Genomic DNA, 23615 nt, shown 5'->3' with positions numbered 1-23615 from the left:
CTCCTTGTATACAAGCTGTATGCGCAACCCCCAATCTCGGAGGACAGATGCCTGAGCTGCGTTTCACCCTTCCCGGCGGCCAGGAGCGGCGGACCGAGGTCCACACGCTGCTGAACGCCGGATACGCCGGTCGCAGCCAGGAGGACGTCGCCGCCCACGTGGCCGAACTTGCCGAACTCGGCGTCCCCGCGCCTTCGGTGATCCCGGCGCTCTACCCCGTCGCGCCGTACCTGGCGACCCAGACCGACGAGGTCCCGGTGCAGCACGAGCGGACCTCCGGCGAGGCCGAATGGGCCATCGTCATCACCGGCCCCGCGCCCGAGGACGTCCTCCTGACCGCCGCCTGCGACCACACCGACCGCGCGCTCGAAGCGCACGGCGTCGCGTGGAGCAAGAACGCCGGCCCCGACGTCCTCGCCGCCAAGGCGTGGCGGCTCGTCGACGTCCAGGACCGGCTCGACGACCTCACGCTGTCCGCCTGGGCCGGGGAAAACCTTATCCAGCAAGGAAAGCTCGCGGAACTGCTGCCGCCGTCGTACTGGCTGGACGTGCTGCGCGAGCGTGACCTCCACGCCCCGGGCACCGTGTTGATCTCGGGGACGATCCCGATGGTGCACGGCGTCGACCAGTTCGCCGACTCCTGGCGCGTGGAACTGGGCGACCCGGCGACCGGCGAGACGATCGAACTCGCCTACACCGTGCGACGGCTGCCCGAACCGATCGGCTGAAGCAGCTCGCCGAGGAAGGCCCGGTACTCGTCCTTCATCGGAAGCTCGCGTTCCACGCGGACGCGGCGGCGGGTCGCGGAGACCTCGATCTCCCGCACCGGATCGAATCCGGTGCGCTCGTAGGACTCCCAGTACAGCCCGACGCCGCGCCGTTGCCAGGCGGGGACTTCGGCGAAGTTGACGCCGTGCGCGAAGAGCAGCTCGTTCTTCTCGGAGACGCCGGCGCCGTCGAGGACGGCTCCGGCCTCGCTCGCCGATTTCCCCGCCTTGCGGAGGATCCAGTAGCACCAGCCGTTGAGCGCGCATCGGGCCGCGTCCGCCTGGCGCCAGGAGAAGTAGTCGACGACGTCCTCCGCCGTCGTGCCGAGCCAAACGCGGCCGTCGAAGTGCGCGGGTACCCCGGCCGCGTGGGTGAACGCGGCCGAGGCGACGCCGGCGGAGATCGACACGAGCTTCTCGACACCCCGGCCGAAGAGGTCGGCGGACGGGGCTAGCACGAGCGAGATCTCGTCGCTTTCCGTTTATACGTAAGGCGAAGCGAACTCCGACAGCAAGGCGCCCGCCGCCTCGGCCATACAGTCGGCGAACCGGGGATCGAACGGCTTCTCGAACCGCGCTTCGGTGAACTTCGAGAAACCCCGGCCGTCGACGCGGAGCACCGTCCAGGCTCCCGGCGGCACGGTCAGCCCGTGGAACCACTCCCGTTCCCGTTGCCGCGCCTCGAAATCACCGGCGTCCATGGTTCACTCCCGCTCGACGACGAAACCGCCTTCGCCGTCGAAACCGACGGTGTACAGCTCGTCGAAACCGTCTTCGGCGCTCGGGCGCCTGAGGCGTTTCAGCGTCGCATACAGACCGACGTCGGGCACCCGGGTTTTCCCTTTCCGGCGGCCGTTGCGCTCTTGGGAGCCTTCGAGATCCGGCGGGAACCAGTATCCGAGGACCCGCGCGCCGTACCGCCTGGCGACTTCGACCAACGGCGCCCATTCCTCCGGCGAGGGGTTGGTGTTGTCCACGACCACCGAACGGCCGCCCTCGAGCGCTTCGGCCAGCATCCGCAGCTGCCGGGCCTGCGGCCGCCGGGCGTTGGGGAAGGTGTCCTTGCTGACGTGGACGTGCGTCGCCGCGAACTCCCGGCGGAAGAACGTCGTCTTCCCGGCTGCCTGGAGCCCGATCAGGATCACCACCTCGGCCACGGACGCAACGTACCCGATGGGTTAGGTAAGGCAATAGTCAATAAGGATTGCCTCTATTTACCGAAACGGTCTTCGCTCGCCGGATACCGTTCTTTGTGTTTCACTGAAAAGGTGACCGATACCGTATCGACTTCACATCCGCACGAACCGCACGCGGACCTCGGCGGCAAGCTGAACTGGTTGCGCGCCGGGGTTCTCGGCGCGAACGACGGGATCGTCTCGGTGGCGGGCATCGTGGTCGGCGTCGCGGGCGCGACCACCGACTCCACCGCGATCGCCACCGCGGGAATCGCGGGACTGGTCGCGGGCGCGCTTTCCATGGCGGGCGGCGAATACGTCTCCGTGAGCACACAGCGCGACACCGAACGCGCCCAGTTGCGGCTGGAAAAGCGCGAACTGAAAGAGATGCCCGAGGCCGAAGAACGGGAACTCGCGGAAATCTACGAGGAGAAGGGGCTTTCCCCGGAACTCGCCGCCGAGGTCGCCCGCGAACTGACCGAAAAGGACGCGCTGCAGGCGCACGCCGAAGCCGAACTCGGCATCGATCCGGACAATCTGACCAGCCCATGGCAGGCGGCGTGGGCGTCACTGGTGGCGTTCACCGTCGGCGCGCTCCTGCCGCTGCTGGCGATCGTGTGGACGCAGACCTCGGCGCGGGTCTGGGCGTGCGCGTCGGCGGTCGTGGCCGGGCTGGCGCTGACCGGGTTCATCAGCGCGAAACTCGGCGACGCCCGCGTGGGCCGCGCGATCGCGCGGAACGTCGGCGTCGGTGCGCTGACGATGCTGGTGACCTACTACGTCGGTGTGCTGTTCGGGACGAACGTGGCGTAAGCGGTCGCGCGCTGGGGTCGTGAGTGGCGATTCGGGTTAGAACCCGAATCGCCACTCACGACCATCTGGACAGCGAAGCGCGTCAGTGAACGCCCTTCATCAGCTTGCGGATCATCGGCGTAGCCACCAGGAGCGCCACACCGACCACGATGGCCACCCCGCCGACGATGCTGAAGTACGGCGCTTCGTCGTCCACCGTGTAGAACTCGGCGAGCTTTCCGGACATCGCCGTACCGAGCGAGATGGACAGGAAGTTCAGCGCCACCATCTGCGTCCGGAACGCCTCCGGCGCGAGTTTGGTCGACAGCGAGAGACCGACCGGCGAAAGCATCAGTTCCGCCATGGTGAACACGAACAGGATGCCGGCCAGCGCGAGCAGCGGGCTCGCGTTCTTGCCGCTGCCGACCATCGGGAGGAACAGCAGGAACGCCACGCCCATGGTGACCGTGCCGAGTACGAACTTGATCGGCGACGACGGCTGCCGCGAGCCGAGTTTCGTCCAGACCGCCGCGATCACCGGCGCGAACAGGATGATGAACACCGGGTTGATCGAGTTGACCCACGCCACCGGCATCTCCCAGCCGAAGATCGTCCGGTTCAGGCGTTCGTCGGTGTAGGCCGCGACCACGGTGAACTGCTGCTGGTACAGCGAGAAGAACGCGGCGCTCGCGATGAACATCGGGATGAACGAGTACACCCGGCTGCGTTCGTCGGCGGTGATCTTCTTGCTGCTGATGATCACCACGAAGTAGATCACCGAGATGACCGCGACGGCCCAGACGACGACGTCGACCAGGTTCGCCGGGTTGATCACGCCGAAGACCACGAGCAGCACGATCGCGGCGACACCTGCCGCGGTGCCACCGAAGACCAGCGGTCGCTGCGACGCGGGCAGCGGGTTGGGGACCTCGCTCGCCTTCTCGCCGAGGTTCTTGCGGCCGATCGTGTACTGGATCAGGCCGAGCGCCATACCGAACGCGGCGAGCCCGAAGCCGACGTGGAAACCGATCTCGCTCTGCGCGAGCCCGGTCAGCAGCGGGCCGACGAAGCCACCGACGTTCACGCCCATGTAGAAGATCGTGAAGCCGCCGTCACGTCGCTCGTCGCCTGGCGCGTACAGCGTCCCGACGATGGCGGTGGCGTTGGACTTCAGCCCGCCGCTGCCGACGGCCACGCAGACGAGACCGACACCGATACCGGCCAGACCGGGCAGGACGGCGAGGCTGATGTGGCCGATCATGATCAGGATCGCGCTGTAGAACAGCGTGCGTTCCGAGCCGAGCACCCGGTCCGCGACCCAGGCGCCGATCACCGCCGACAGGTAGACCATGCCGCCGTACGCGCCGACGATGCCGAGCGCGGAGGCCTTCGGCAGCGCCAGGCCGCCCTGGCTGACTTCGTAGTAGAGGTAGATCGGGAGGATGCCGAGCATCCCGTAGAACGAGAAACGCTCCCACATCTCGACGCCGAAGAGGTTCGCGAGCCCTCGTGGGTGCCCGAAAAACCTCGTGTCCCGCTGGACCTCGGTAGAGGTACTCACCATGCCGTCCTTAGTGAAGACATCGTTGTCGGTTTCCGGTTGACATGCTAGAAGCCCACTATGTGGACGGGACACCGACGTCCGCATGATCTCTGTGGCAGCTGTCATGAAGGCGGGATTTCCGCAGCTTGAGGCATTAAAATCGCGTCAAGGTGCGCCGGGAAGTCTGGTCGGCAACAGTATTCGTCGTTGCCGAAACCCGGAGGATGCCTTGTCCGGCCCCACCCGCCCCGCGAAAGCCGTCGCAGAGTTCACCCGCTACCTGCGCACGGAGACGACCGGCGGGATGATCCTGCTCGGCGCCACCGCGATCGCCCTCATTTGGGCCAATTCGCCCATCGACGACCTTTATCGCGCGATCCGCGATTTCCGGCTGGGCCCCGAATTCCTCCACCTGAATCTGACGATCGGCGACTGGGCGAAGGACGGCCTGCTCGCGTTGTTCTTCTTCGTCGCCGGGCTCGAACTCAAACGCGAACTCGTGGTCGGTGAACTTTCGCGGTTCAAGCAGGCGATCCTGCCGGTGGTCGCCGCGATCGGCGGCATGGTCGTCCCGGCGCTGGTCGCGCTCGCGGTCGGCTGGGGAGCGCCGGGCATCGAACGCGCGTGGGCCATCCCGGTCGCCACGGACATCGCCTTCGCGCTGGGCGTCCTGGCTCTGACCGCGTCGAACCTGCCGAGCAGCGCCCGTGTCTTCCTGCTCTCGCTCGCGGTGGTGGACGACCTCGGCGCGATCCTCGTCATCGCGATCCTGTTCACCGCGAAATTCGACCTCGTCGCCGCGGGCGTCGCCGTCGTCGCGCTCGCGCTGTACGCCTACCTGCAGAAACGCCGCGTCCGCAGCGCCTGGATCTACGTGCCGCTGGCCTTGATCACCTGGATCGCGGTGCACTCGGCCGGCATCCACGCCACCATCGCCGGTGTCGCGCTCGGCCTGCTCACCCGCGTCCGCGCCGACGAGGGCGAGGAGCACGCGCCCGCGATCCGGCTCGAACACCGGTTGCAGCCGTGGTCGGCCGCGGTCGCGGTGCCGTTGTTCGCGCTGTTCGCGGCCGGGATCACAGTGGACAGCGAATCGCTCAGCGCGGTGTTCACCACGGCGTTGCCGCTGGCCGTGCTGATCGGGCTGGTCGGCGGGAAGCTGCTCGGGATCTTCGGTGCCAGCCTGCTCGCGGTGAAGTTCAAACTCGCGGAGAAACCCAGGGGTATGGGCTGGCGTGACATCGGGGCACTGTCGATGCTCGGCGGCGTCGGGTTCACCGTCAGCCTGCTGATCGCCGATCTCGCGCTCGACGGCGAAGCCGTGGACCAAGCCAAGATGGCGGTCTTGATCGCCTCGGCGGTCGCCTCTCTGGCGGGCGCCGGGATGCTGCTGCACCGCAGCCGCGTGCACGCGCGCGAGGATTGAGAACGCGACACTCGCCGGTCCGTCGCGCCCGTGATCGGGGCACGTGGCACGATGGCCGGTGTGAGCAGCCCCAAGCACGAACGTACCGGCCCCGACGGCGTGGGGGCCGTGCCCTACCTCCCCCTGTCGAGCGATGACGACGTGGTAGCGAGCGAGCAGTCCCTCGGGAAACTCGTCGGCGATGCCACACAGCACGTCTCGACGCTGATCCGCGCCGAGGTCGAGCTGGCCAAATCCGAAGTCGTCGCGGAGGCGAAGAAGGGCCTCAAGGGCGCCATCTTCTTCCTGGTCGCGCTGGTCATCGGCCTGTACAGCTCGTTCTTCTTCTTTTTCTTCCTCGGCGAACTGCTGTCGGAGTGGCTGATGCGCTGGGCGGCGTTCGCGATCGTGTTCGGGCTGATGCTCGTCGCGACGGCGGCCGCGGGCTTCCTCGGCTATCGCAAGGTGAAGAAGATCAAGGCGCCGGAGCGCACGATCAACAGCTTCAAGGACACCGCCGCCGCGTTCAAGCCGCGTCATGACGACGCGCCCGCGAACCGCGACTGAGAAGTTTTCGAGTCGGTGCAGGCGACACCGGATCCGTCGATCGTCCGGATCGACGGTCCGTGGACCCATCGTGACGTCTCGGCGAACGGCATCCGGCTGCACGTCGCCGAACTCGGTGACGGGCCGGTGGTCCTGCTGTTGCACGGGTTCGCCGAGTTCTGGTGGACCTGGCATCACCAGCTGAAGGCGCTCGCCGACGCCGGTTTCCGCGCGGTCGCGGTCGATCTGCGCGGGTACGGCGACTCGGACAAACCCCCGCGCGGCTACGACGCCTGGACTCTCGCGGGCGACGTCGGCGGGCTGATCAAGTCGCTCGGCGCGCGCAAGGCCCATCTCGTCGGGCATGCCTGGGGCGGCATGCTCGCGTGGACGGTCGGCGCGCTGCACCCGCGGCTGGTGTCGTCGGTCAGCGTGCTGGGCGGCGCGCATCCGCTGGCGTTGCGCCGGTCCATCCGGCGGCCGGGGCAGTTGCGCGCTTCGGGACATCTGTTCCGCTTCCAGGTGCCGATGGCGCCGGAAAAGTGGCTGGTCAAGGACGACGCGCTCGCCGTCGAGGAACTCTTCCACGCCTGGTCCGGTCCACAGTGGACGGACACACCGGACTTCTCCGAGACCGTGCGCGCGTTCCGGCAGGCGATGCTCGTGCAGGGGGTGCCGCACAGCGCGCTCGAGTACTACCGATGGGCGTTCCGCGCACAGTTCCGCGGCGAAGGACGCCGATTCAGCGAAGCACTGCGAGGCCGCTTCGCTCCCCGTGTGCTGCAGCTACACGGCGAGGAGGATCGGTGCGTCCTGCCCGACACCGCGGCGGCGTCACGTCGCTGGGCCCCGGACGCCCGCCTCGAGCGCTGGCCCGGGATCGGGCACTTCCCGCATCTGGAGGCCCCGGAGCGCACGTCGGCCGCGCTGCTGGACTTCTTCCGTATCTTGGAAACATGACCGAGCGCAAACCGACGGGCGTGTCGTTCGAGTCCTGGGTGGACCGGCAGATCAGCGCCGCGGAGGCGAAGGGCGAGTTCGACGACCTGCCCGGCGCGGGGAAGCCGCTGCCGAAAACGGACGGCAAGGACACCGCGCTGGCCTGGGTGGTGAACAAGGTGCGCGCCGAAGGGCACGACGTCTCGGCGCTCCTGCCGCCGTCGCTGGCGATCGCGAAGGAGCTGGACGACCTGCCGGACACCTTGGCGAAGGTGCGCCGGGAGGCACGGGTGCGGGAGATCGTCGAGGACCTGAACGAACGGATCCGCGCCGAGCACCGGCGTCCGGCCGGAGGTCCGGTGCTGCGGGCACGGCCGCTGGACGTGGACGAGACCGTCGCTTCGTGGCGCGAAGGCCTCTCTCCGAACGCCTGACCAGCCCCTCGCGCGTGCAATGAAAGGTCCTTTCCTTGCAAATTTCGCAAGGAAAGGACCTTTCATTGCACCGGCGAGCGAGTGAGTGGGCTAGTTGGCGCAGGGCCCCGTCGACGTGTTCGCGCTCAGCGCGGGAGCCGTCTCCACCACCGGCCGCACCTGCTCCGACGTCAGCGTGAAGCCGGTCTCCGGATCCTCGACGGCCGCGCCGAAGACGACTCCGATGACCTCGCCTTCGGGGTTGATCATCGGCCCGCCCGAGTTACCGCTGCGCACCTGCCCGCGCACGGTGAACACGTCCCGCTGCACGGTGTTGGCCTCGTAGATGTCCGGTCCGCGCAGGTTGATCCGGCCGCGCACTCTGGCGGGCGTCGCGGTGTACGGGCCGTCGAGCGGGTAGCCGAGCACGATCGCGTTGTCGCCGGCCCGCGCGACCCGCGGCGTGAACGGCAGCACCGGCGCCTGGAGCCTCGGCACCGCGAGCACGGCCACGTCGGCCTCGGGGTCGAAGTAGACGACCCTGGCCGGGAACTTGCCCGAAGTCGATTCGATGGCGACCTCGTCGGTCCCCGCGACGACGTGCGCGTTCGTCATCACGCGCTGCGGCGCGACGACGAATCCGCTGCCTTCCAGCGCCCGCGAGCACGAAGTCGCGTTGCCGCGGATCTTCACGACACTGCGGTGCACCTGTTTGACGATCGCGCTCGCCTGCAGCGCGGTGTCCGGCGGGCTGGTGTCCTGGACGTTCGGCTTCTGGAACGGGTCCACAATGGACGGGAAGCCGGACGCGTCCAGCAGTTTGCGCAGTTCGCTCGGAAAGCCCTGCGCCGCTTCCGGCATCACGTCGTTGACGCCGCCCAGCACCACCGAGCTGTTGATCGACTTCGCCAGCCCTGGCACACCCGAGACGGCCGTCAGTGGCGTCGCGATCAACCACGCGACCACGAACACCACGGCGGCCTGCACCACCGCGCCGAGCGTCTTGTCGACACCGGAAAGCTTGTCCGGGTTGATCTTCTGCCGCAGCTTCCGGCCTGCCCAGACACCGAGGGTCTCGCCGAGCGCGACCAGGAACACCACGGTGGCCACCGCGAAGGCGACCTTCGCCGCCGGATGCTGGAAGAGTTCGACGACCAGCGGCGCGATCTTGATCCCCGCGAGCGCTCCGAGCACCACCCCGACCAGCGAGGGGAGGGCGATGATCACCCCCTGGAACGCGCCGGACACGCCCGCCAGCAGCGCGAGGAGGATCACCAGTACGTCGACCCAGTTCACCGGCGCCTACTCCTTCTCCGGCACTTGCCGCCCGTCGACCCGCGCCTGATGTTCGGCCAACGCTACGTCAAGCTCCCGGACATCGCCGTGGTCCCAGTCCCGTTCCCAGCCGCCGAGCGACAACGTCATCGCCAGCAGGCCGCCCGTGAACCCCCAGACGAACATCCCGCCGACGTCGAACGCGGGCCCCTTCCAGTCGTAACCCTCGCGTTTGACCTGGAACCGGTTGGCCGGGTCGGTGAGCTCGGCGATCGGCACCCTGGCCACCGCCGCGGTCTCGCCGGGATCGACCGCGTGCACCGGCGACGGTGTCCGCCAGTAGGCGAGCACCGGCGTCACGGCGAAGCTCGACACCGGCACGAACAGTTCCGGGAAGACCGCCATGGGCAGCACGCCGGAGGGTTCGACGCCGGTCTCCTCCTCCGCCTCGCGCAACGCGGTGCCGACCGGCCCACCGTCATCCGGCTCGGCGCCCCCGCCCGGGAAGCTGACCTGCCCGGCGTGCGAGCCGAGTGTGTCGGCGCGGCGCTGGAGCAGGACGTCGGGCCCCCGCGGGCCCTCGCCGAAGAGCATCAGGACGGACGCGGACCGGTAGGTCGCGTCCCTCGGCACGCTGAACCGGCTGAACGCGTCCGCGCCGACCTCGCCGCTGATCTTGACCAGCGGCTGCAACCAGGCGGGCACGTCCTCCGGGTCCACGAGGGGGCCGGTCATGGTGTCCCTTCCACAGCGGCGCGCACCTGGTCAGTGTTCAGGAAGACGCGTGGGTTCTCGATGAGCCGGACGTCGCCACCCGCCGTGACCAGGTACGTCGCGGGGAGGGAGGAAGGGACCTTCAGTGCCGTCCGCACCGGCCCCGACTGACCGTCACCGTCGAACACCGACGGCAACCGGACACCCAGTTCGCTCAGCATCGCGAGCCCGTCGGCCCCGGAGCTCGCGACCTGGACGAGGAGCACGCGCGCGGCACCGGGCAGCGCGGCGTACTGCTGGAGCAACGGCAGTTCGGCGCGGCACGGCTCGCACCACGACGCCCACAGGTTGACCAGTACGGGACCACCCGAGACCACCTTGGCGAGGTCGACCCGCGAGCCGTCGCCGAGGCATTCGACATCGACTCCGCGCAGCTTCGCCACTTCGCCCGGCCCAGGCGGCGGACAGGGGGCGAGCGCGGCCTTCGCCCGCGCGGCCGTGAGATCCCCCGACGTCTTGGCGGGCGCCTGGCCGTCACGCGTCGTGAGCAGCGCGACGATCAGGGCCACCACCAGCACGGCGGCCCCGAGGGCCAGTTTGGTGACCCTGGTCACCGGACGGCCGCCAGTTCCAGGATGTGCTCGCGTTCTTCGCCCTTGACCAGCTTCGCGGCCTCTTCGAACCCCGTCGGGCCGATTCCGTACGAGGGGCACATCTTGGCCAGCGGGCAGGCGCCACAGGCGGGTTTACGGGCGTGGCACACGCGGCGGCCGTGGAAGATCGTCCGGTGTGAGAGGAGCGTCCACTCCTTGCGCGGGATCAGCTCGCCGACGGCGTGCTCGACCTTGACCGGGTCCTCCTCCTCGGTCCAGCCCCAGCGGCGGACGAGACGGCCGAAATGGGTGTCGACGGTGATCCCGGGAACCCCGAAGGCGTCGCCGAGCACGACGTTGGCCGTCTTGCGGCCGACACCCGGCAGCGTGACGAGGTCCTTCAGCTTGCCGGGCACTTCGCCGTTGTAGCGCTCCACCAGCGCCGCGCCCAGGCCCATCAGCGAGTTCGCCTTCGCACGGAAGAACCCCGTCGGCCGGAGGTACTCCTCGAGTTCGGCGCGGTCGGCGCCGGCGTAATCGGCGGCCGTCCGGTAGCGGGCGAAGAGCGCGGGCGTGACCTGGTTCACGCGGACGTCGGTGGTCTGCGCCGAAAGCACGACCGCGACCAGCAATTCGAGCGGAGTGGTGAAGTCAAGCTCACAGTGCGCGTCCGGGAACTCGTCGTCGAGGCAACGCTTCATCCGCCTGGCGCGTCTCACCAACGCGAGCCGGCTTTCACCCTTGCCCCCCGCACGGGGGGCATTGGTGGGGGCAGGAGGCACCCCGATAGCCTACGGGCGCCATCGGACGAGCCAGTGGGAGCACCCGCCGGTCGACGGCCGACACGCCAGAGCACCACCTCGGCGCTTCGATCGAGGACGCCATGAGCGAGGATCTGGAGTAATGCACAACTTTTCGGAATTCCCTGGGCAGGGCTCATGACCGTCTGGTTCGTCATCCTGGTGCCCCTGGTGATCATGTTCTTCGCGCTGTTCATGGAACGCGTGGAGACCAGGCTCAAGCACGTCGCGGTGCAGGAGAACGAGGTCGAGGAGTTCCTCGAGCAGGCTCAGCCCAACGAGGTCAGGGCCCTTTACGGGCACGGCATCGGGCGCGCGCTCGAGCTTTTCCGGCTGCGCAGGCTGGGCGGGAAGGCGGCCAGGCTTCGCGCGCGACGCGTGCGGAGTTAGGCTCCACGTTCGAGCGAGATCGTTCCCGGGCCGCGCGCACGTTCGGCGTGCCGACGAGCGATCTCGCGCGCACGACCTAGACTGACGCGAAAAGTGATCGACGACACGGTCCTCGGCAGGATGAGGATCGACGTCGTATCTCGATGAGGAGGCACCCGAGGTGGACGAAACCCTGGCCCGAGCGGGCATTTTCCAGGGTGTTGAGCCGGCAGCCGCCGAGGCGCTGGCACAGACCTTGGAATCCGTGGAGTTCCCTCGCGGGCATGTCATCTTCAACGAGGGTGAACCCGGCGACAAGCTTTACATCATCCAGTCCGGCAAGGTGAAGATCGGCCGCAAGTCACCCGACGGCCGGGAGAACCTGCTGGGCATCTTCGGCCCGTCCGACATGTTCGGCGAGCTGTCCATTTTCGACCCCGGCCCGCGGACGTCCAGCGCGACGACCGTGACCGAGGTCCGTGCGGTGACGATGGACCGCCCGGCGCTGCGGCAGTGGATCTCCACCCGCCCGGAGATCGCCGAGCAGCTACTGCGCGTGGTCGCCCGTAGGCTGCGCCGGACGAACAACATGGTCGCCGAGCTGATCTTCACCGACGTCCCCGGACGCGTGGCGCGTGCGCTGCTGCAGCTGGCGCAGCGCTTCGGCAGCCAGGAGGCCGGTCTGCTGCGGGTCACGCACGACCTGACGCAGGAAGAGATCGCCCAGTACGTCGGCGCTTCGCGCGAGACCGTCAACAAGGCTCTCGCCGACTTCGCGCACCGCGGCTGGCTGCGGCTCGAAGGCAAGAGCGTGCTGATCCTGGACCCGGAGCGCCTGGCCCGCCGCGCCCGCTAGGACCCCGCTTCACGTGCAATGAAGGGGCCTTTCATCGCAAATTTCGCGATGAAAGGCCCCTTCATTGCGCCTGGTGCCGAACACAACGAAGAGCCGGGCGCCACCCCCGACGTGGCGCACCGGCTCTTCGCTGTGCGCGGATCATCCCCCGACGATCCGCGCTCCCCGCCCTCCGGAACAAGGCCCCGACCCGTACGCCGGAGGGAGCTGGAGACTGTGTGATTGTCGTACAACCATCCACGGCCGTCGGCCGTGAACTCAAGTTCTTTCACTCTCAAGGACGCCAAACGCGTCGATTTGTTGCCCCGAATGACCCAGAATCGACCGACTGTTACCTGATCGTGACGAACCAGGGCGATTCAAGGTCCGTAATACCCGAATCCGGTGGTGACCAAACTTACCGCCGCAGATCTGGTACTAGCGTACCAAAGTAGTTCATACTGGTACGCGTGTCCCAGTCTGTGTCCGCTTCCGCCGAGAGCCACCGCACCTCCCTCGCCGACTACCGAGCCGCGCTGACCGCGCCCGGATCCCGCGGGGCGGTGATCGCGTCCCTGCTCGCCCGCCTGCCGATCGCGATGATCGGCATCTCCGCACTGCTCTACGTCCAGCGCGAGACGGGCTCCTTCGCCGCGGCCGGGCTGGTGTCGGCCGGGTCGCTGGTGGGCGTCTCCGTGGGCGCGGTCGTGCAGGGACGGCTCATCGACCGCTTCGGGCCGACAAGGCCGCTGCTGACCACCACGGTGTTTTTCGCGCTGGCGATGACCGCGCTGGTGCTCGCGATCGAGGCGCACGCGCCGACTCTCGTGCTGGTCCCGCTCGCCTTCGGCACCGGGATCACGGAACCGATGGTCGGTTCGGCCTCGCGCGCGCTGTGGACACGGCTGCTGCCCGCCGGGCCGACGCGGAACGCCGCGTTCTCCTACGAGGCCATCAGCATGGAGGTCTTCTTCATCCTCGGACCCGGGTTCGCGGGGCTGCTGATCGCCGCGCCGTGGGCGGGCACCGGGATCGTGACCGGCTCGCTGACCATGATCGCGGGCGCGGTGCTGTTCGCGCTGAGCCCGACCGTGCGCGCCTGGGGTCCGTCGCCTTCGTCGGGCGGCAAACTGCTCGGCGCGCTGGCCAGCCCCGGAATGCGCACGCTCGCGGTCGCCGCGCTGGGCTTCGGTGCCGTGATCGGATTCGTCGAGGTCGCCGTCCCGGCGGCCGCCACCGAGGCGGGGAACACCTCCATCGGCGGCCTGCTGCTCTCGGCCTGGTCGGTCAGTTCGGTCGCGTTCGGGGTCGCGTACAGCCTGCGCCCATGGCCACGTCAGATGGGCTTGCGGCTGCCGGTGCTGCTGGCCGGATTCGGCGCGCTGGTGGCGCTGCTCGCGCTGCCCGGCTCGCTCTGGGGCCTCGCGCTCGCCATGCTCGCCGCGGGCGCGCTCATCACGCCGCAGTCGACGACGCATTCGGCGGCCATCGAGATCGCCGCGCCGAAGGGCACGGCGGCCGAGGCGTTCGGCTGGGTGCTCACCGCGGTGACCCTCGGTCTCGCGTTCGGGCAGTCGATCAGCGGCTACCTCGTCGAGCACGCCGGGCACGAAGCGGCGTTCCTCGCCGCCGGCGGTGTCGGGTTCGCGCTCGCCGCGGTGGTGTGGCTGCTGCGCGGCACCTTCCGCCCGCAGCCGGCCGGAGCCGTCGCCGAGGCCCCCGAACTTGTCGGTGCCGCCCGCTAGCTTGCGGGCATGGACCTGACTGCCGCCACCCGCTCCCTCTCGTCCGCCGTTTCCGCCGCCGCCCGGCTGCTCACGGCCCGCTCCGGCCTGCTCCTGCGCGCCGGGAAGGATGGGCTGACCGTCTGCGGCAGCGACGGTGAACGGGCGGTCCGCCTGACCAGTGACGCCATGGTCCACACCGACGGCGAGGTCCTCGTCCCGGCCGGGCCGCTCGCGGAAACGCTGCGGATGCTCGAAGACGACCTGGTACGCCTGGTCGTCGAGGGTTCGCGGCTGGCCGTGCGGGTCGAGGGCGGCCGTTACGCGCTTCCGCTGCTGAGCCGCGAACTGAACCTCCCGGACATGCCGCCCAAAGTGTCCGAAGTGGACGGTCACGCACTGGTGACCGCGTTGCGCACCGTCGCGGGCACGGCGGCCAAGGACGACGCGCTGCCCATGTTCACCGGTGTCCGCGTGCAGAGCTTCAGCCGCGAGCTGCGGCTGACGGCGTCCGACCGGTACCGGATGGCCGTGGCCACCCTTCCGCTGCGGTCCGAAGGCGAGCCGATCGACGCGCTTGTCCCGGCAGGCCTGCTCGCGGAGACGGGGAAGCAGGCACGCGGCGTCGTCGGCCTGCACGGCGACAAGACCCGCTTCGGGCTGAGCTGGGCGGGAGTCACCGTCACCACCGCCGTACTCGACGCGGGATTCCTGTCGGAGAAGCTGATCGACTCGTCCACTGTGGATACAACGGTCGAGGTCGCCGCCGACGCGCTGGCCGCCGCCGTGCGCCGGGTTGGTGTCTACGCGGACGATCGCCGGGTGCTGACGCTGGAGGTCGGCGACTCACATCTGCGGCTGGCCAGCTCGAAGCAGGACACCGGGGAGGCCGAGGAGACGTTGAAGGCCGAGGTTTCGGGCGGCCGGACGTCACCGTCGTTCCAGGCGCGCTACCTGCTGGACGCGCTGCAGGGTTTCGCCGGGGAACGGGTGCGGCTCGAGATCCAGCCCGGGATGCGGGCCTGCGTCATCCGGGCGGTGGAGCCTGGCGATGTGGAGCTGACGTACTACGTGATGCCGATGCTGGCGCGCTGACACTGTCCACAAGGGACCTATGCCGCAACGCCACCTCGGCGCCCCAAACTCGACGCGGTCACCCCTGCCGAACGCCATGAAAGGTCCTTTCCTTGCGAATTTTGCAAGGAAAGGACCTTTCATGGCATTTGGCGACCTAGGCGGACGCGGCCTTCACGGCGGCCTCGATCTCACCGAACGAAGGATTCACCATCGCCTTCGAGCCCACGAAGACCGTCGGCACGACCTCGTTCCCGTTCGCCACCGAACGCACCCGCGCGGCGGCGTCCGGGTCCTCCCAGATGTTGACCCGCTTCACCTTGAAGCCGCTCTTCGACAGCGGCCGTTCCAGCGCGGCGCAGAACCCGCATCCGGGGCGCCAGTAGAACTCGACCTCGACGTCACTCATTCGCCGTCCTCCGACCTCAGGTAGTCCAACTGTGCCTGCACACTCCACTCCGCGGGCGCCCACAGAGCCTTGTCGACGTCGGCGTAGACGACCTCGACCACCTGGCGCGGGGTGGCGTCCGCGCCGAGCTTCTCCAGTGCCGAACGCACCTGGTCCAGCCGTTCTTCCCGGTGTGCCAGGTATTCGCGCGCGGTCGCGGCCAGGTCGGGCAGTTCGGGGCCGTGCCCCGGCAGACCGGTGGTGCCGCCGGGCAGGCCGATGAGTTTCCGCAGCGAGCGCAGGTAGTCGCCGAGGTCGTGCAGCACGGTGGTGCCGCGGCCGAGGATGGTGTCACCGGTCAGGATCTGCCCGTCGGACACCAAGCAGATCGAGTCGCCGGTGTGGCCGGGCGTGTGCAGCACCGACAGCCGGAGACCGGCGGCCTCGATCACCTCACCGTCAACAAGGGACTTCCCGCCGACGCAGAGCGACTCGTCGAAGGCCCGCACCGGGGCGCCGACGCGCTCGGCGAACCAGGGCGCGCCCTCGGCGTGGTCGGGGTGGTGGTGGGTCAGGACGATCAGCGCGACGGCGCCGGTTTCCGCCAGCAGCGTCAGATGTTCGATGTCCTCGTGCCCGGGGTCGACGACCACGGAACCGGCCGCACCCGGTCCGCGCAGCACCCAGGAATTGGTGCCCTCCAAGGTCATCGACGACGGGTTGTGCTCCAGCAGCACGGAAGCCGTCGGCGTCACCTGGCGCAGCACGCCGTACGCGGGGGCGCTCATGCCGGGTCCAGGACGACGCGGACCTTGTCGCCTTCGCGCACCAGCGTCGGCATGATCTTCGAAATCTCGCGCTCGACGGCCTGCGCCGCGGCCGCCGAGTCGAATTCGCCCAGTTCCGCGAGCGTGATCCAGGTCGGTGGCATGAGCATGCGGCGCCCTTCCTTGGCATCGGCGATGGCCTCGGCGGGCCGCTGCCAGCCGGAGCTGACGGCCTCGGAGGTGGCGCCGTCCGCCTCCTGTCCCTCGGGCAGCACGGCGACGAAGAAGCAGGTGTCGTAGCGGCGCGGTTCCTGCGGCGGGGTGACCCAGTTCGCCCACGGGCGCAGGAGATCCGCGCGCAGCGTCAGGCCGTTGGCTTCGAGGAACGCGGCGAGTGAGAGTTCCCGGGAGATCAGCTTCGCGCGGGCGCCGTGGTAGGGCGTCGTGTCGGTGACGACGGTGTCCCCGAGGCTCGCGAGCAGCACGCCCGACTCCTCGAACGTCTCCCGCACGGCCGCGCACACCAGGGCGCGGGCGAGCGATTCGTCGCAGCCGAAGCGTTCAGCCCACCACGCCGGCTCCGGGCCCGCCCAGCTGACGGAGGTGTCGACATCGCGGGAATCCACGCCACCGCCGGGGAAGACGGTCATCCCGCCGGCGAACGGCATGCCCTTCACCCGGTGCTGCAGGAAGACCTCGACGCCGTCGGCGCTGTCCCGGAGGAGGATCACGGTCGCCGCGTCCTTGGGCGTCACGGGCTCGCCGTCGGCGTTGGCGCGGGTGCCCACCCCGGCCCCCACCGGGATGTCGAATGTCAGTTCTTCAGCCACCCTCGCAACCTAACATCGCAATTCGTCCTCTGGATGCGGTAGTTGCGCGTGCAACCACCGCATCCAGAGGACGAAATGCTCAGAACATGTCAGGAAGACCAGCCGCTGCTGCGCGAAGCACCGTTCAGCCGGATCTTCGCCGCTTCGGCGCGCTCCCGTTCGGCGAGCTCGGCGTGCAGCTCGCGCAGGAGCGCGCGGTCGCGCTCGCTCAGGCTGGGGTCGTCGAGGTCGAGAGCGGGCAGCTCGACGACCTCGTGCATGCTCGGCTTGCCCGTGGCGATCTCGCGGCCCTTTTCGGGGTCCTCCTTGAGCGCCTGGCGCAGCTGCGCCACCTCGGCGGGCGTCAGGTCGGCCGTGCGCTCGGCGCGGGTCTCCGCCCGCGACTTGCGCGGCGGTGCCGACTCCGACGAAGACGAGGACGACGGCGTCGCCGAGGGCGCCTGCTGCACGATCGGCACCACCGGCGCGATCGGCTCGACCGGTTCGTGAGTACTGCTGCTGACCGGCCGCAGCCCGTGCCTGCTCGGCTGCTCCTTGACCGGCTCGGGAGCCGGGCTGGGAGCGGGCGGCGGGGTCACCGGCTCGGACCGAAAGTCACTGGAGTGAGTACTCCCGGTGACCCAGACAGGACTCGCGGCCGACGACGCGGCCTGGTGGTACGCGGACCGCGCGACGCCGGGCCCCGCGACCTCGACGACCGAACGGATCCCCGCGCGGCGAAGCGCGGTGTCCACGCGGAACGCGACCGCGGGCGGGTTGCCCTCCGGGCCGATCTCGACCAGGACCACCCGCTGCGGCAGCGCGCCGGGCACGCTGCCCGCCGGCGTGTTCCGCCACACCGCGTGCACCGACCGGACGTCCGGCAGCACCTGCAGGGTGCGGTCGAGCGCCTCGGCGAGGCCGAATTCGGGCTGGTTCTCGCCGGTGAACCGGTGGGTGAGCACCGGCTCGTCCTCCTCGACGACCAGCAGGTCGTTCGCCAGGGTGGCGTCGGACCTGCTCATCTCGAGGACGAGCGCGAGTTCACGCTGTTCGGCCGAGCTCACCGGGATCTTCCCCGCGATCAGGGTGCCGGTGGTGAGCTCCACCGCTTCGTCGATGTGCGCACGCGCGATCAGCTCACGCGCTTCGGTCAAAGCACTGTCGTCGATCCGACCCGCCAGGGCCAGTAACAGGTTGTGCAGGCGCAGGGGCACCGAGAACCCGTCCATGGGCGGGCCGTCGTGGACCTCCACCATTGCTCTGCTCCCTCCCGGCTCGCCTGGTGGAGCGAGCGTTAAGCGGCGACCAGCCGACTTCCGGTGTCCACCGCGCCCACACAGACCAGCTCGGAGTTGGCGAGCGCGGTGCGGTGATAGCCGGTGAGGTCGATGCTCGGCGGGAGAACCTCGACGCCGGGCTCCTCGTCACCGAGCACGCGCAGGACGCGCTGCAGCTCGCCGGTCAGCCTCGGCAGGCCGTTCGTCGCCGTGACCAGGAGGACTCGTTTCGCCCCACCCTCGCCGACCACACCGAGGTGTCGCCAGCTTTGCCGCACTTCACCCACATCCGGCCGTCCCCGCAACGTCGCGTGGATCAATACGGACACAGAGTCGACGGAGTTCACCCATTCGGGCGCACTCTGCGTGAATGTGTACCTGGTCTCGGTGACGTCGTCTACCCCCAGGGTGGAACTCACCTGATGCCAGTCGGCTCCGTGCGGGATGAGTCCGGCGACTAGCAGGCGATACTCCGTCTGATCCAGGTCGATCCTGTGCTTAAGCAAAGACCTGGGCAGGGTGCGCGCGAGCGTGCCCATCGCGCCCTCGCCCAGCCAGTCACGGAACCGCCACAAGAGCTGGTCCGGCAGCCGTCCGGCCAGCCGGAGCAGGAGCTCGTGCGAGGACCGTTCGATGTCCGGGTCCATCACTTCACCTCCACGATCAGTTCGATCTCGACCGGCGCCCCGATCGGCAGCTCGGCGACCCCGACGGCCGAGCGGGCGTGGATACCCGCCTCGCCGAAGATCTCGCCGAGCAGCTCGGACGCCCCGTTGATCACCGCGGGCTGACCGGTGAAGCCCTCCGCGGACGCCACGAACCCGACGACCTTGACCACCCGCACGACGTTGTCGATGCCGACGACCGAGTCGACCGCGGCGAGGGCGTTGAGGATCGACGTCCGCGCGTACTGCTTCGCCTCTTCGGGGCTGACCTCGGCGCCGACCTTGCCGGTCGCTTCGAGCTCACCGGAGACGAAGGGCAGCTGCCCGGCCGTGTAGACGTGCGAACCCGTGCGGACGGCGGGCACGTAAGCCGCCAGCGGGGCGGCGACGGCTGGCAGCTCGATACCGAGCTCGGCGAGTCGATCGCTCCAGGTCATGACTTCAATCCCTCAGTTCTTCGCTCGTTTGAGGTAGGCGACGTGCTGCTCGCCGGTCGGGTTCGGGAGCACGGTGACGAGCTCCCAGCCGTCCTCACCCCACTGGTCGAGGATCTGCTTGGTGGCGTGGATCAACAGGGGGACGGTCGCGTACTCCCACTTGGTGGCGCTCATGCCCGGGAGCGTAGCCAAACCGGCAAGCGCGCCCGACACACATGCGGAAAACCCTCTCGCGACCGGTTCGCCGAATTCCCGCCGATGTGTTTCACTTCACACCTACTCGGGAGTAGATAGGACGCCGACATGCGGACGACGAAGTCCCTCGCCGCCACCTTCCTGGCCGCGGCCCTTGCCCTGATCTGCGCTTCACCGGCGAACGCCGCCGAGGAACTCCCCGTCCCGTGGACCCTCGCCGCGGCACTGCCCGCGCAGGCGGCGAATCCCGGCGGCCCGCCGCCCGGCTCGAACGACTTCGGCTGCCGTCCGGGCGAGGCCCACCCGAATCCGGTGGTGCTCACCCACGGCCTGAGCGCCAACCAGACGGTGAACTGGCAGACGTTCGCCCCACTGCTCAAGAACAACGGGTACTGCGTCTTCTCCCTGACCTACGGGGTCCCCGGGAAGCCGCTGCCGGTCTACCAGCCCGGCGGCCTCCTGCCGATGGAGCAGAGCGCGAAGGAGCTTTCGGCGTTCGTCGACAAGGTGCTCGGCGCGACCGGCGCGGCCAAGGTGGACCTCCTCGGGCATTCCGAAGGCACGCTGATGCCTTCCTATTACGTGAAGTTCCTCGGCGGGGCGTCCAAAGTGGACAAGTACGTCAGCCTGACCCCGCTCTGGGACGGCACGACCCTGTTCGGCGCCTCGCGTCTCTACGCGCTTTCCGGCGCGCTGGGGCTCGCGACCGGCTTCAACGGCATCCTCGACCCGCTCTGCGGCTCCTGCCGCCAGTTCCTGCGCGGCTCGGAATTCCTCACGAAGCTGCGGTCGGGCAACGGCGTCTTCCAGCCGGGCGTGACCTACACGAACATCATGACCCGGTACGACGAGGCCGTCGTCCCGTACACGAGCGGGATGGGCAAGGGGCCGAACGTGAAGAACATCGTGCTTCAGGACAGTTGCGTGCTGGACCTGGCCGAGCACGCCGGGGTCGCCGCCGACCGCAACGCGGCCGGGCATGTCCTCAACGCGCTGGACCCGGCGCACGCGAAGCCGGTCCCCTGCGTGCCCGCGACCCCCATCGGGAGCTGACCGACCTGGCGTGCTCGAATCCCGAACTCGCGTGCTTGAAGACGGAACTCACGTGCTTGAGGGCGGAACTCGCGTGATCCGTCTTCAAGCACGCGAGTTCCGGGCTCAAGCACGCGAGTTCGGTGCCCGAGCACGCGTGTGACGCGCACTAGGCTGGGCCCGTGGAGACCTGGCGTGTGGTCGCGACCGTCCTGCTCGCCGCGGCCGGGCTGCCGCTGGTGCTGGTCCTGATGGCGAAGGCACGGGACCGCACGGACCGCTCGGCGACGGTCGCGATCACCGGCGCGGTGGCCTTCGTGGCCCTCCTGCTGCTCGGTGTGGTGATGCTCACGGTCCTACCCGGCGCTCTGACCTGGGGCGTCGTCGCGGTGGTCGTGGCCGCGCTCGGCGTCATGATGCTGGCGAGCTGACCGCTCAATTAGGGTGGGACCGGTGAGCACACCCCTTGCCGGCTGGACCGACGAACTCGCGAGAGCCAGGCTGCATTTCGTCACCGGTAAGGGCGGGACGGGCAAGACAACGCTCGCCGCCTCCCTCGGCCTCGCGCTCGCCAAGGGCGGACGCCGGGTGCTGCTGATCGAGGTCGAGGGCCGCCAGGGCATCGCCCAGCTCTTCGACACGGAGCCGCTGCCGTACGCCGAGCAGCGCATCGCGGCCGTTCCCGGCGGCGGCGAACTGCGCGCCCTGCACATCGACGTCGAGGCCGCGCTCCTCGAGTACTTCGAGATGTTCTACAACCTCGGCTTCGCGGGGCGGACGCTGCGGCGGATGGGCGCGATCGAGTTCGCGACCACGCTCGCGCCGGGTCTGCGCGACGTCCTGCTCACCGGGAAGATCAAGGAATGTGTCGGCCGCACCGAATCGGACGGCCGCCACACCTACGACGCCGTCGTCGTCGACTCGCCGCCCACCGGCCGGGTGGTGAAGTTCCTCGACGTCACCAAGGCACTGACCGATCTCGCCAAGACCGGCCCGATCCGCGGCCAGGCCGACGGGGTCGTGCGCCTGCTGCACTCCGGTGAGACCGCGGTCCACCTGGTGACGCTGCTGGAAGAGATGCCGGTGCGGGAGACCGTCGAAGCGGTCGCCGAACTCGACGGCGCCGACCTGCGCCCCGGCGCGGTCCTGGTCAACCGGGTTCGCCCGCCGCGGCTGCCCGCCCGTTCGGTGACCGCCGCCGCGGACGGCCGCGTCGACGCCTCGCGCGTCCGCGCCGGGCTCGCGTCGGCCGGGCTGAACCTGCCCGACAGCACCCTCGACGCGCTGGTCGAGGAAACCGTCGAGCACGCCGTGCGGGTCGCGGCCGAGCAACGCGCCCGCGAGCAACTGTCCGAAGCGGACTTGCCGGGTCTCGAACTGCCGGACCTGACCGACGGGGTCGACGTCGCGGCGCTCTACGACCTCGCCGAAGCGCTGACCGAGCAGGGGGTGCGCTGATGTCGGACGTCTTGGAGGTCGACAGGCTGATCGACGATCCGGAGAGCCGGGTCATCGTGTGCTGCGGGTCCGGCGGGGTCGGCAAGACGACCACCGCGGCGGCGCTGGCGTTGCGCGCGGCCGAACGCGGGCGGCAGACGGTGGTGCTCACCATCGACCCGGCCCGGCGGCTGGCGCAGGCACTCGGCCTGCGGGAACTGGGCAACCACCCGAAGCAGGTGCGGGTCGAAGGCTTCGAACCCAAGGGCGAGCTCTGGGCGATGATGCTCGACATGCGCCGCACCTTCGACGACATGGTGCGCGTGCACGCCGGCCCGGAACGCGCCGAGCAGCTGCTCCAGAACCCCTTCTACCAGACCATTTCCACTTCGTTCTCCGGAACGCAGGAGTACATGGCGATGGAGAAGCTGGGGCAGCTCGCGGCCACCGACGAGTGGGATCTGATCATCGTCGACACGCCGCCGAGCCGGTCCGCGCTGGACTTCCTCGACGCGCCGACGCGGCTTTCCAGCGCGCTCGACGGCCGGATGATCCGGCTGCTCACCGGTCCCGCCAAGGCGGGCGGCTGGGGCTTGCGCAAGGTCGTCAACGCCGGGTTCTCGATGTTCGCGAAGGCGGTCTCGACGATCATCGGCGGCCAGTTGCTGACCGACGCTTCGGCGTTCATGCAAGCCTTCGACAGCATGTTCGGCGGGTTCCGCGAACGCGCGCGCAAGACCTCCGAGCTGCTGCGGTCCGGCGGCACTTCTTTCCTTGTCGTGGCCGCGCCGGAGCCGGACGCGCTGCGCGAGGCGTCCTACTTCGTGGAGCGGCTCTCGGAAGAGAGCATGCCGCTGGCCGGGCTGGTCGCGAACCGGACGCACCCGGTGCTGGCGCCGTTGTCCAGTGCCGAAGCCATCGCCGCGGCCGAGCAGCTCGCGAAGGGCGAGGCCAGCGCTCCGCTGGCCGAAGCCGTCCTTCGCCTGCACGCGGACCGGGTCGCGCTGGCCGATCGAGAGACGCGGCTGCTCGCCAGGTTCACGCGGGCGCATCCCGAGGTCCCGCTGGTGCGGGTGCCCGCGCTCCCCAGTGACGTGCACGATCTCGAAGGCCTGCGCGACATCGGGACCAGGCTGGCCACCCAGTCCTGAGTTTCCGTGAAGGACCCCTTCCCTACCTTGGACTCAGGGAAGGGGTCCTTCACGAAACCATGATCACGAGACTCGGACGCGTACGTCTTCCTCTTCGTCGATCCCGGTGAAACTGCGCTTCGCCGCTTCAAGCAGGTCCGCCCAGCTGGAAACGTCCGGCCGCCGCCGCAGCAGCGCCCGCCGTTCCCGTTCGGTCATACCTCCCCAGATGCCGAAGTTGATCCGGCCATCGAGCGCTTCGGCGAGGCATTCCGTCCTGACCGGGCAACCGAGGCAGACCGCCTTGGCCCGGTTCTGTTCCGCCCCCCGGACGAACAAACCGTCCGGATCGGTGTCGCGGCACGACGCATTGACTCGCCAGCTCGACTGGTTGGTTTCCATACCCCCAGCTCCCTACCCTGGTGTTCGACACACCACGGGAGGACGAAAAGCCTGCGCTCCTGCCCCCATGAGCGTGTCTCCCTGTGTGCTCACGTCGGTTGAGCCGACA

At 69.1% G+C, this 23615-nt stretch carries 30 protein-coding genes; 14 read left to right on the top strand and 16 right to left on the bottom strand.

Translation table 11 applies throughout. The features are described 5' to 3' along the window. The first annotated feature begins 47 nt into the window (after positions 1 to 47). On the top strand, positions 48 to 728 hold the full coding sequence (locus AC069I_RS08830; RefSeq protein WP_478234217.1) for a DUF2848 domain-containing protein: 681 nt from the start codon (positions 48 to 50) through the stop codon (positions 726 to 728). Here the strand turns inward: AC069I_RS08830 and AC069I_RS08825 are convergent. From AC069I_RS08825 to AC069I_RS08815, 3 genes are read right to left on the bottom strand one after another with little or no spacing between them, the layout of a single operon-like run. After that, a complete protein-coding gene (locus AC069I_RS08825; RefSeq protein ID WP_478265093.1) occupies positions 692 to 1225 on the bottom strand; it encodes a tRNA(His) guanylyltransferase Thg1 family protein in 534 nt (177 codons plus the stop codon). The genes AC069I_RS08830 and AC069I_RS08825 overlap by 37 nt on opposite strands. Positions 1226 to 1249: 24 nt before the next feature. Beyond that, positions 1250 to 1468 carry a tRNA(His) guanylyltransferase Thg1 family protein gene (locus AC069I_RS08820; protein WP_478265092.1) on the bottom strand — a complete coding sequence of 73 codons (219 nt, stop codon included), beginning with the start codon at positions 1466 to 1468 and terminating at the stop codon, positions 1250 to 1252. A 3-nt stretch (positions 1469 to 1471) separates the two neighbouring features. Next, positions 1472 to 1924 (bottom strand): AAA family ATPase, encoded by a 453-nt coding sequence (locus AC069I_RS08815; protein WP_478234219.1) that lies wholly within the window; start codon positions 1922 to 1924, stop codon positions 1472 to 1474. A 111-nt stretch (positions 1925 to 2035) separates the two neighbouring features. On the opposite strand from AC069I_RS08815, the gene AC069I_RS08810 reads away from it, so the two are divergent. Continuing rightward, complete coding sequence (locus tag AC069I_RS08810; protein WP_478265091.1) at positions 2036 to 2755, top strand: VIT1/CCC1 transporter family protein; 720 nt, start codon at positions 2036 to 2038, stop codon at positions 2753 to 2755. 82 nt (positions 2756 to 2837) lie between these two features. On the opposite strand, the gene AC069I_RS08805 is transcribed toward AC069I_RS08810, so the two are convergent. Continuing rightward, entirely contained in the window at positions 2838 to 4298 is a 1461-nt protein-coding gene (locus AC069I_RS08805; RefSeq protein WP_478265090.1) for a peptide MFS transporter, read from the bottom strand. Positions 4299 to 4506: 208 nt separating this feature from the next. On the opposite strand from AC069I_RS08805, the gene nhaA reads away from it, so the two are divergent. From nhaA to AC069I_RS08785, 4 genes are read left to right on the top strand one after another with little or no spacing between them, the layout of a single operon-like run. Beyond that, the gene (nhaA, locus tag AC069I_RS08800) at positions 4507 to 5703 is read left to right on the top strand and encodes a Na+/H+ antiporter NhaA (protein ID WP_478234220.1); all 1197 of its coding nucleotides are present in this window, start codon (positions 4507 to 4509) and stop codon (positions 5701 to 5703) included. 51 nt (positions 5704 to 5754) lie between these two features. Then, entirely contained in the window at positions 5755 to 6249 is a 495-nt protein-coding gene (locus tag AC069I_RS08795) for a phage holin family protein (RefSeq protein WP_478224469.1), read from the top strand. Between the two features lie 15 nt (positions 6250 to 6264). After that, entirely contained in the window at positions 6265 to 7188 is a 924-nt protein-coding gene (locus tag AC069I_RS08790) for an alpha/beta fold hydrolase (RefSeq protein ID WP_478265089.1), read from the top strand. Beyond that, positions 7185 to 7601, top strand: coding sequence for a DnaJ family domain-containing protein (locus AC069I_RS08785; protein ID WP_478224356.1), 417 nt, complete (start codon positions 7185 to 7187; stop codon positions 7599 to 7601). Before AC069I_RS08790 ends, AC069I_RS08785 begins: the two co-directional genes overlap by 4 nt. A 90-nt stretch (positions 7602 to 7691) precedes the next feature. Here AC069I_RS08785 and AC069I_RS08780 read toward each other — a convergent pair whose 3' ends face one another. From AC069I_RS08780 to nth, 4 genes are read right to left on the bottom strand one after another with little or no spacing between them, the layout of a single operon-like run. After that, positions 7692 to 8876, bottom strand: a complete 1185-nt coding sequence (locus tag AC069I_RS08780) for a MarP family serine protease (RefSeq protein WP_478224355.1) — start codon at positions 8874 to 8876, stop codon at positions 7692 to 7694. A 6-nt stretch (positions 8877 to 8882) separates the two neighbouring features. Next, a complete protein-coding gene (locus AC069I_RS08775; protein WP_340685288.1) occupies positions 8883 to 9590 on the bottom strand; it encodes an NUDIX hydrolase in 708 nt (235 codons plus the stop codon). Then, positions 9587 to 10183: a TlpA family protein disulfide reductase gene (locus AC069I_RS08770; RefSeq protein WP_478224354.1), complete on the bottom strand. Its 597-nt coding sequence runs from the start codon at positions 10181 to 10183 to the stop codon at positions 9587 to 9589. Before AC069I_RS08770 ends, AC069I_RS08775 begins: the two co-directional genes overlap by 4 nt. Continuing rightward, entirely contained in the window at positions 10180 to 10863 is a 684-nt protein-coding gene (gene nth / locus AC069I_RS08765) for an endonuclease III (RefSeq protein WP_478224353.1), read from the bottom strand. The genes AC069I_RS08770 and nth overlap by 4 nt, the downstream gene beginning before the upstream one ends. Before the next feature lie 237 nt (positions 10864 to 11100). On the opposite strand from nth, the gene AC069I_RS08760 reads away from it, so the two are divergent. The 4 genes from AC069I_RS08760 to dnaN all read left to right on the top strand — a co-directional run bounded on the left by AC069I_RS08760 (position 11101) and on the right by dnaN (position 14985). Continuing rightward, a complete protein-coding gene (locus AC069I_RS08760; protein ID WP_005166943.1) occupies positions 11101 to 11352 on the top strand; it encodes a hypothetical protein in 252 nt (83 codons plus the stop codon). Positions 11353 to 11512: 160 nt separating this feature from the next. Continuing rightward, positions 11513 to 12187 (top strand): Crp/Fnr family transcriptional regulator, encoded by a 675-nt coding sequence (locus AC069I_RS08755; RefSeq protein WP_003081747.1) that lies wholly within the window; start codon positions 11513 to 11515, stop codon positions 12185 to 12187. A gap of 461 nt (positions 12188 to 12648) precedes the next feature. Beyond that, complete coding sequence (locus tag AC069I_RS08750; RefSeq protein ID WP_425342027.1) at positions 12649 to 13911, top strand: MFS transporter; 1263 nt, start codon at positions 12649 to 12651, stop codon at positions 13909 to 13911. Between the two features lie 9 nt (positions 13912 to 13920). Further along, positions 13921 to 14985 carry a DNA polymerase III subunit beta gene (gene dnaN / locus AC069I_RS08745; protein WP_478234223.1) on the top strand — a complete coding sequence of 355 codons (1065 nt, stop codon included), beginning with the start codon at positions 13921 to 13923 and terminating at the stop codon, positions 14983 to 14985. A gap of 136 nt (positions 14986 to 15121) precedes the next feature. Here the strand turns inward: dnaN and AC069I_RS08740 are convergent, their stop codons facing one another. The 7 genes from AC069I_RS08740 to AC069I_RS08710 form a co-directional block, all read right to left on the bottom strand. Further along, on the bottom strand, positions 15122 to 15373 hold the full coding sequence (locus tag AC069I_RS08740; protein ID WP_034314716.1) for a glutaredoxin family protein: 252 nt from the start codon (positions 15371 to 15373) through the stop codon (positions 15122 to 15124). Then, positions 15370 to 16140 carry an MBL fold metallo-hydrolase gene (locus AC069I_RS08735; RefSeq protein ID WP_478224351.1) on the bottom strand — a complete coding sequence of 257 codons (771 nt, stop codon included), beginning with the start codon at positions 16138 to 16140 and terminating at the stop codon, positions 15370 to 15372. Before AC069I_RS08735 ends, AC069I_RS08740 begins: the two co-directional genes overlap by 4 nt. Beyond that, on the bottom strand, positions 16137 to 16949 hold the full coding sequence (locus tag AC069I_RS08730; protein ID WP_478265088.1) for an NUDIX hydrolase: 813 nt from the start codon (positions 16947 to 16949) through the stop codon (positions 16137 to 16139). Before AC069I_RS08730 ends, AC069I_RS08735 begins: the two co-directional genes overlap by 4 nt. Before the next feature lie 89 nt (positions 16950 to 17038). Further along, the gene (locus AC069I_RS08725) at positions 17039 to 18187 is read right to left on the bottom strand and encodes a hypothetical protein (protein ID WP_478234225.1); all 1149 of its coding nucleotides are present in this window, start codon (positions 18185 to 18187) and stop codon (positions 17039 to 17041) included. Between the two features lie 38 nt (positions 18188 to 18225). Beyond that, the gene (locus AC069I_RS08720) at positions 18226 to 18855 is read right to left on the bottom strand and encodes a hypothetical protein (RefSeq protein ID WP_016337887.1); all 630 of its coding nucleotides are present in this window, start codon (positions 18853 to 18855) and stop codon (positions 18226 to 18228) included. Continuing rightward, complete coding sequence (locus AC069I_RS08715) at positions 18855 to 19310, bottom strand: RidA family protein (protein ID WP_125679755.1); 456 nt, start codon at positions 19308 to 19310, stop codon at positions 18855 to 18857. The genes AC069I_RS08720 and AC069I_RS08715 overlap by 1 nt, the downstream gene beginning before the upstream one ends. Before the next feature lie 12 nt (positions 19311 to 19322). After that, complete coding sequence (locus AC069I_RS08710; RefSeq protein WP_005166970.1) at positions 19323 to 19484, bottom strand: Sp36 family protein; 162 nt, start codon at positions 19482 to 19484, stop codon at positions 19323 to 19325. A gap of 129 nt (positions 19485 to 19613) precedes the next feature. On the opposite strand from AC069I_RS08710, the gene AC069I_RS08705 reads away from it, so the two are divergent. The 4 genes from AC069I_RS08705 (at position 19614) to bagB (ending at position 23125) form a co-directional block, all read left to right on the top strand. After that, complete coding sequence (locus AC069I_RS08705; protein ID WP_478265087.1) at positions 19614 to 20558, top strand: esterase/lipase family protein; 945 nt, start codon at positions 19614 to 19616, stop codon at positions 20556 to 20558. Between the two features lie 161 nt (positions 20559 to 20719). Next, positions 20720 to 20968 carry a hypothetical protein gene (locus AC069I_RS08700; RefSeq protein WP_478224347.1) on the top strand — a complete coding sequence of 83 codons (249 nt, stop codon included), beginning with the start codon at positions 20720 to 20722 and terminating at the stop codon, positions 20966 to 20968. Positions 20969 to 20990: 22 nt separating this feature from the next. Then, positions 20991 to 21995 (top strand): ATPase BagA, encoded by a 1005-nt coding sequence (bagA, locus tag AC069I_RS08695; RefSeq protein WP_005166973.1) that lies wholly within the window; start codon positions 20991 to 20993, stop codon positions 21993 to 21995. After that, on the top strand, positions 21995 to 23125 hold the full coding sequence (gene bagB, locus AC069I_RS08690; RefSeq protein ID WP_478234228.1) for an ATPase BagB: 1131 nt from the start codon (positions 21995 to 21997) through the stop codon (positions 23123 to 23125). Before bagA ends, bagB begins: the two co-directional genes overlap by 1 nt. Before the next feature lie 63 nt (positions 23126 to 23188). Here bagB and AC069I_RS08685 read toward each other — a convergent pair whose 3' ends face one another. Then, the gene (locus tag AC069I_RS08685; RefSeq protein WP_005166974.1) at positions 23189 to 23506 is read right to left on the bottom strand and encodes a WhiB family transcriptional regulator; all 318 of its coding nucleotides are present in this window, start codon (positions 23504 to 23506) and stop codon (positions 23189 to 23191) included. Between the last annotated feature and the right edge of the window lie 109 nt (positions 23507 to 23615).

Source organism: Amycolatopsis sp. NPDC043885, assembly GCF_056435685.1.
Note: the sequence above shows the minus strand (reverse complement) of the source record. Positions and strands in the feature narration are given on the sequence as shown.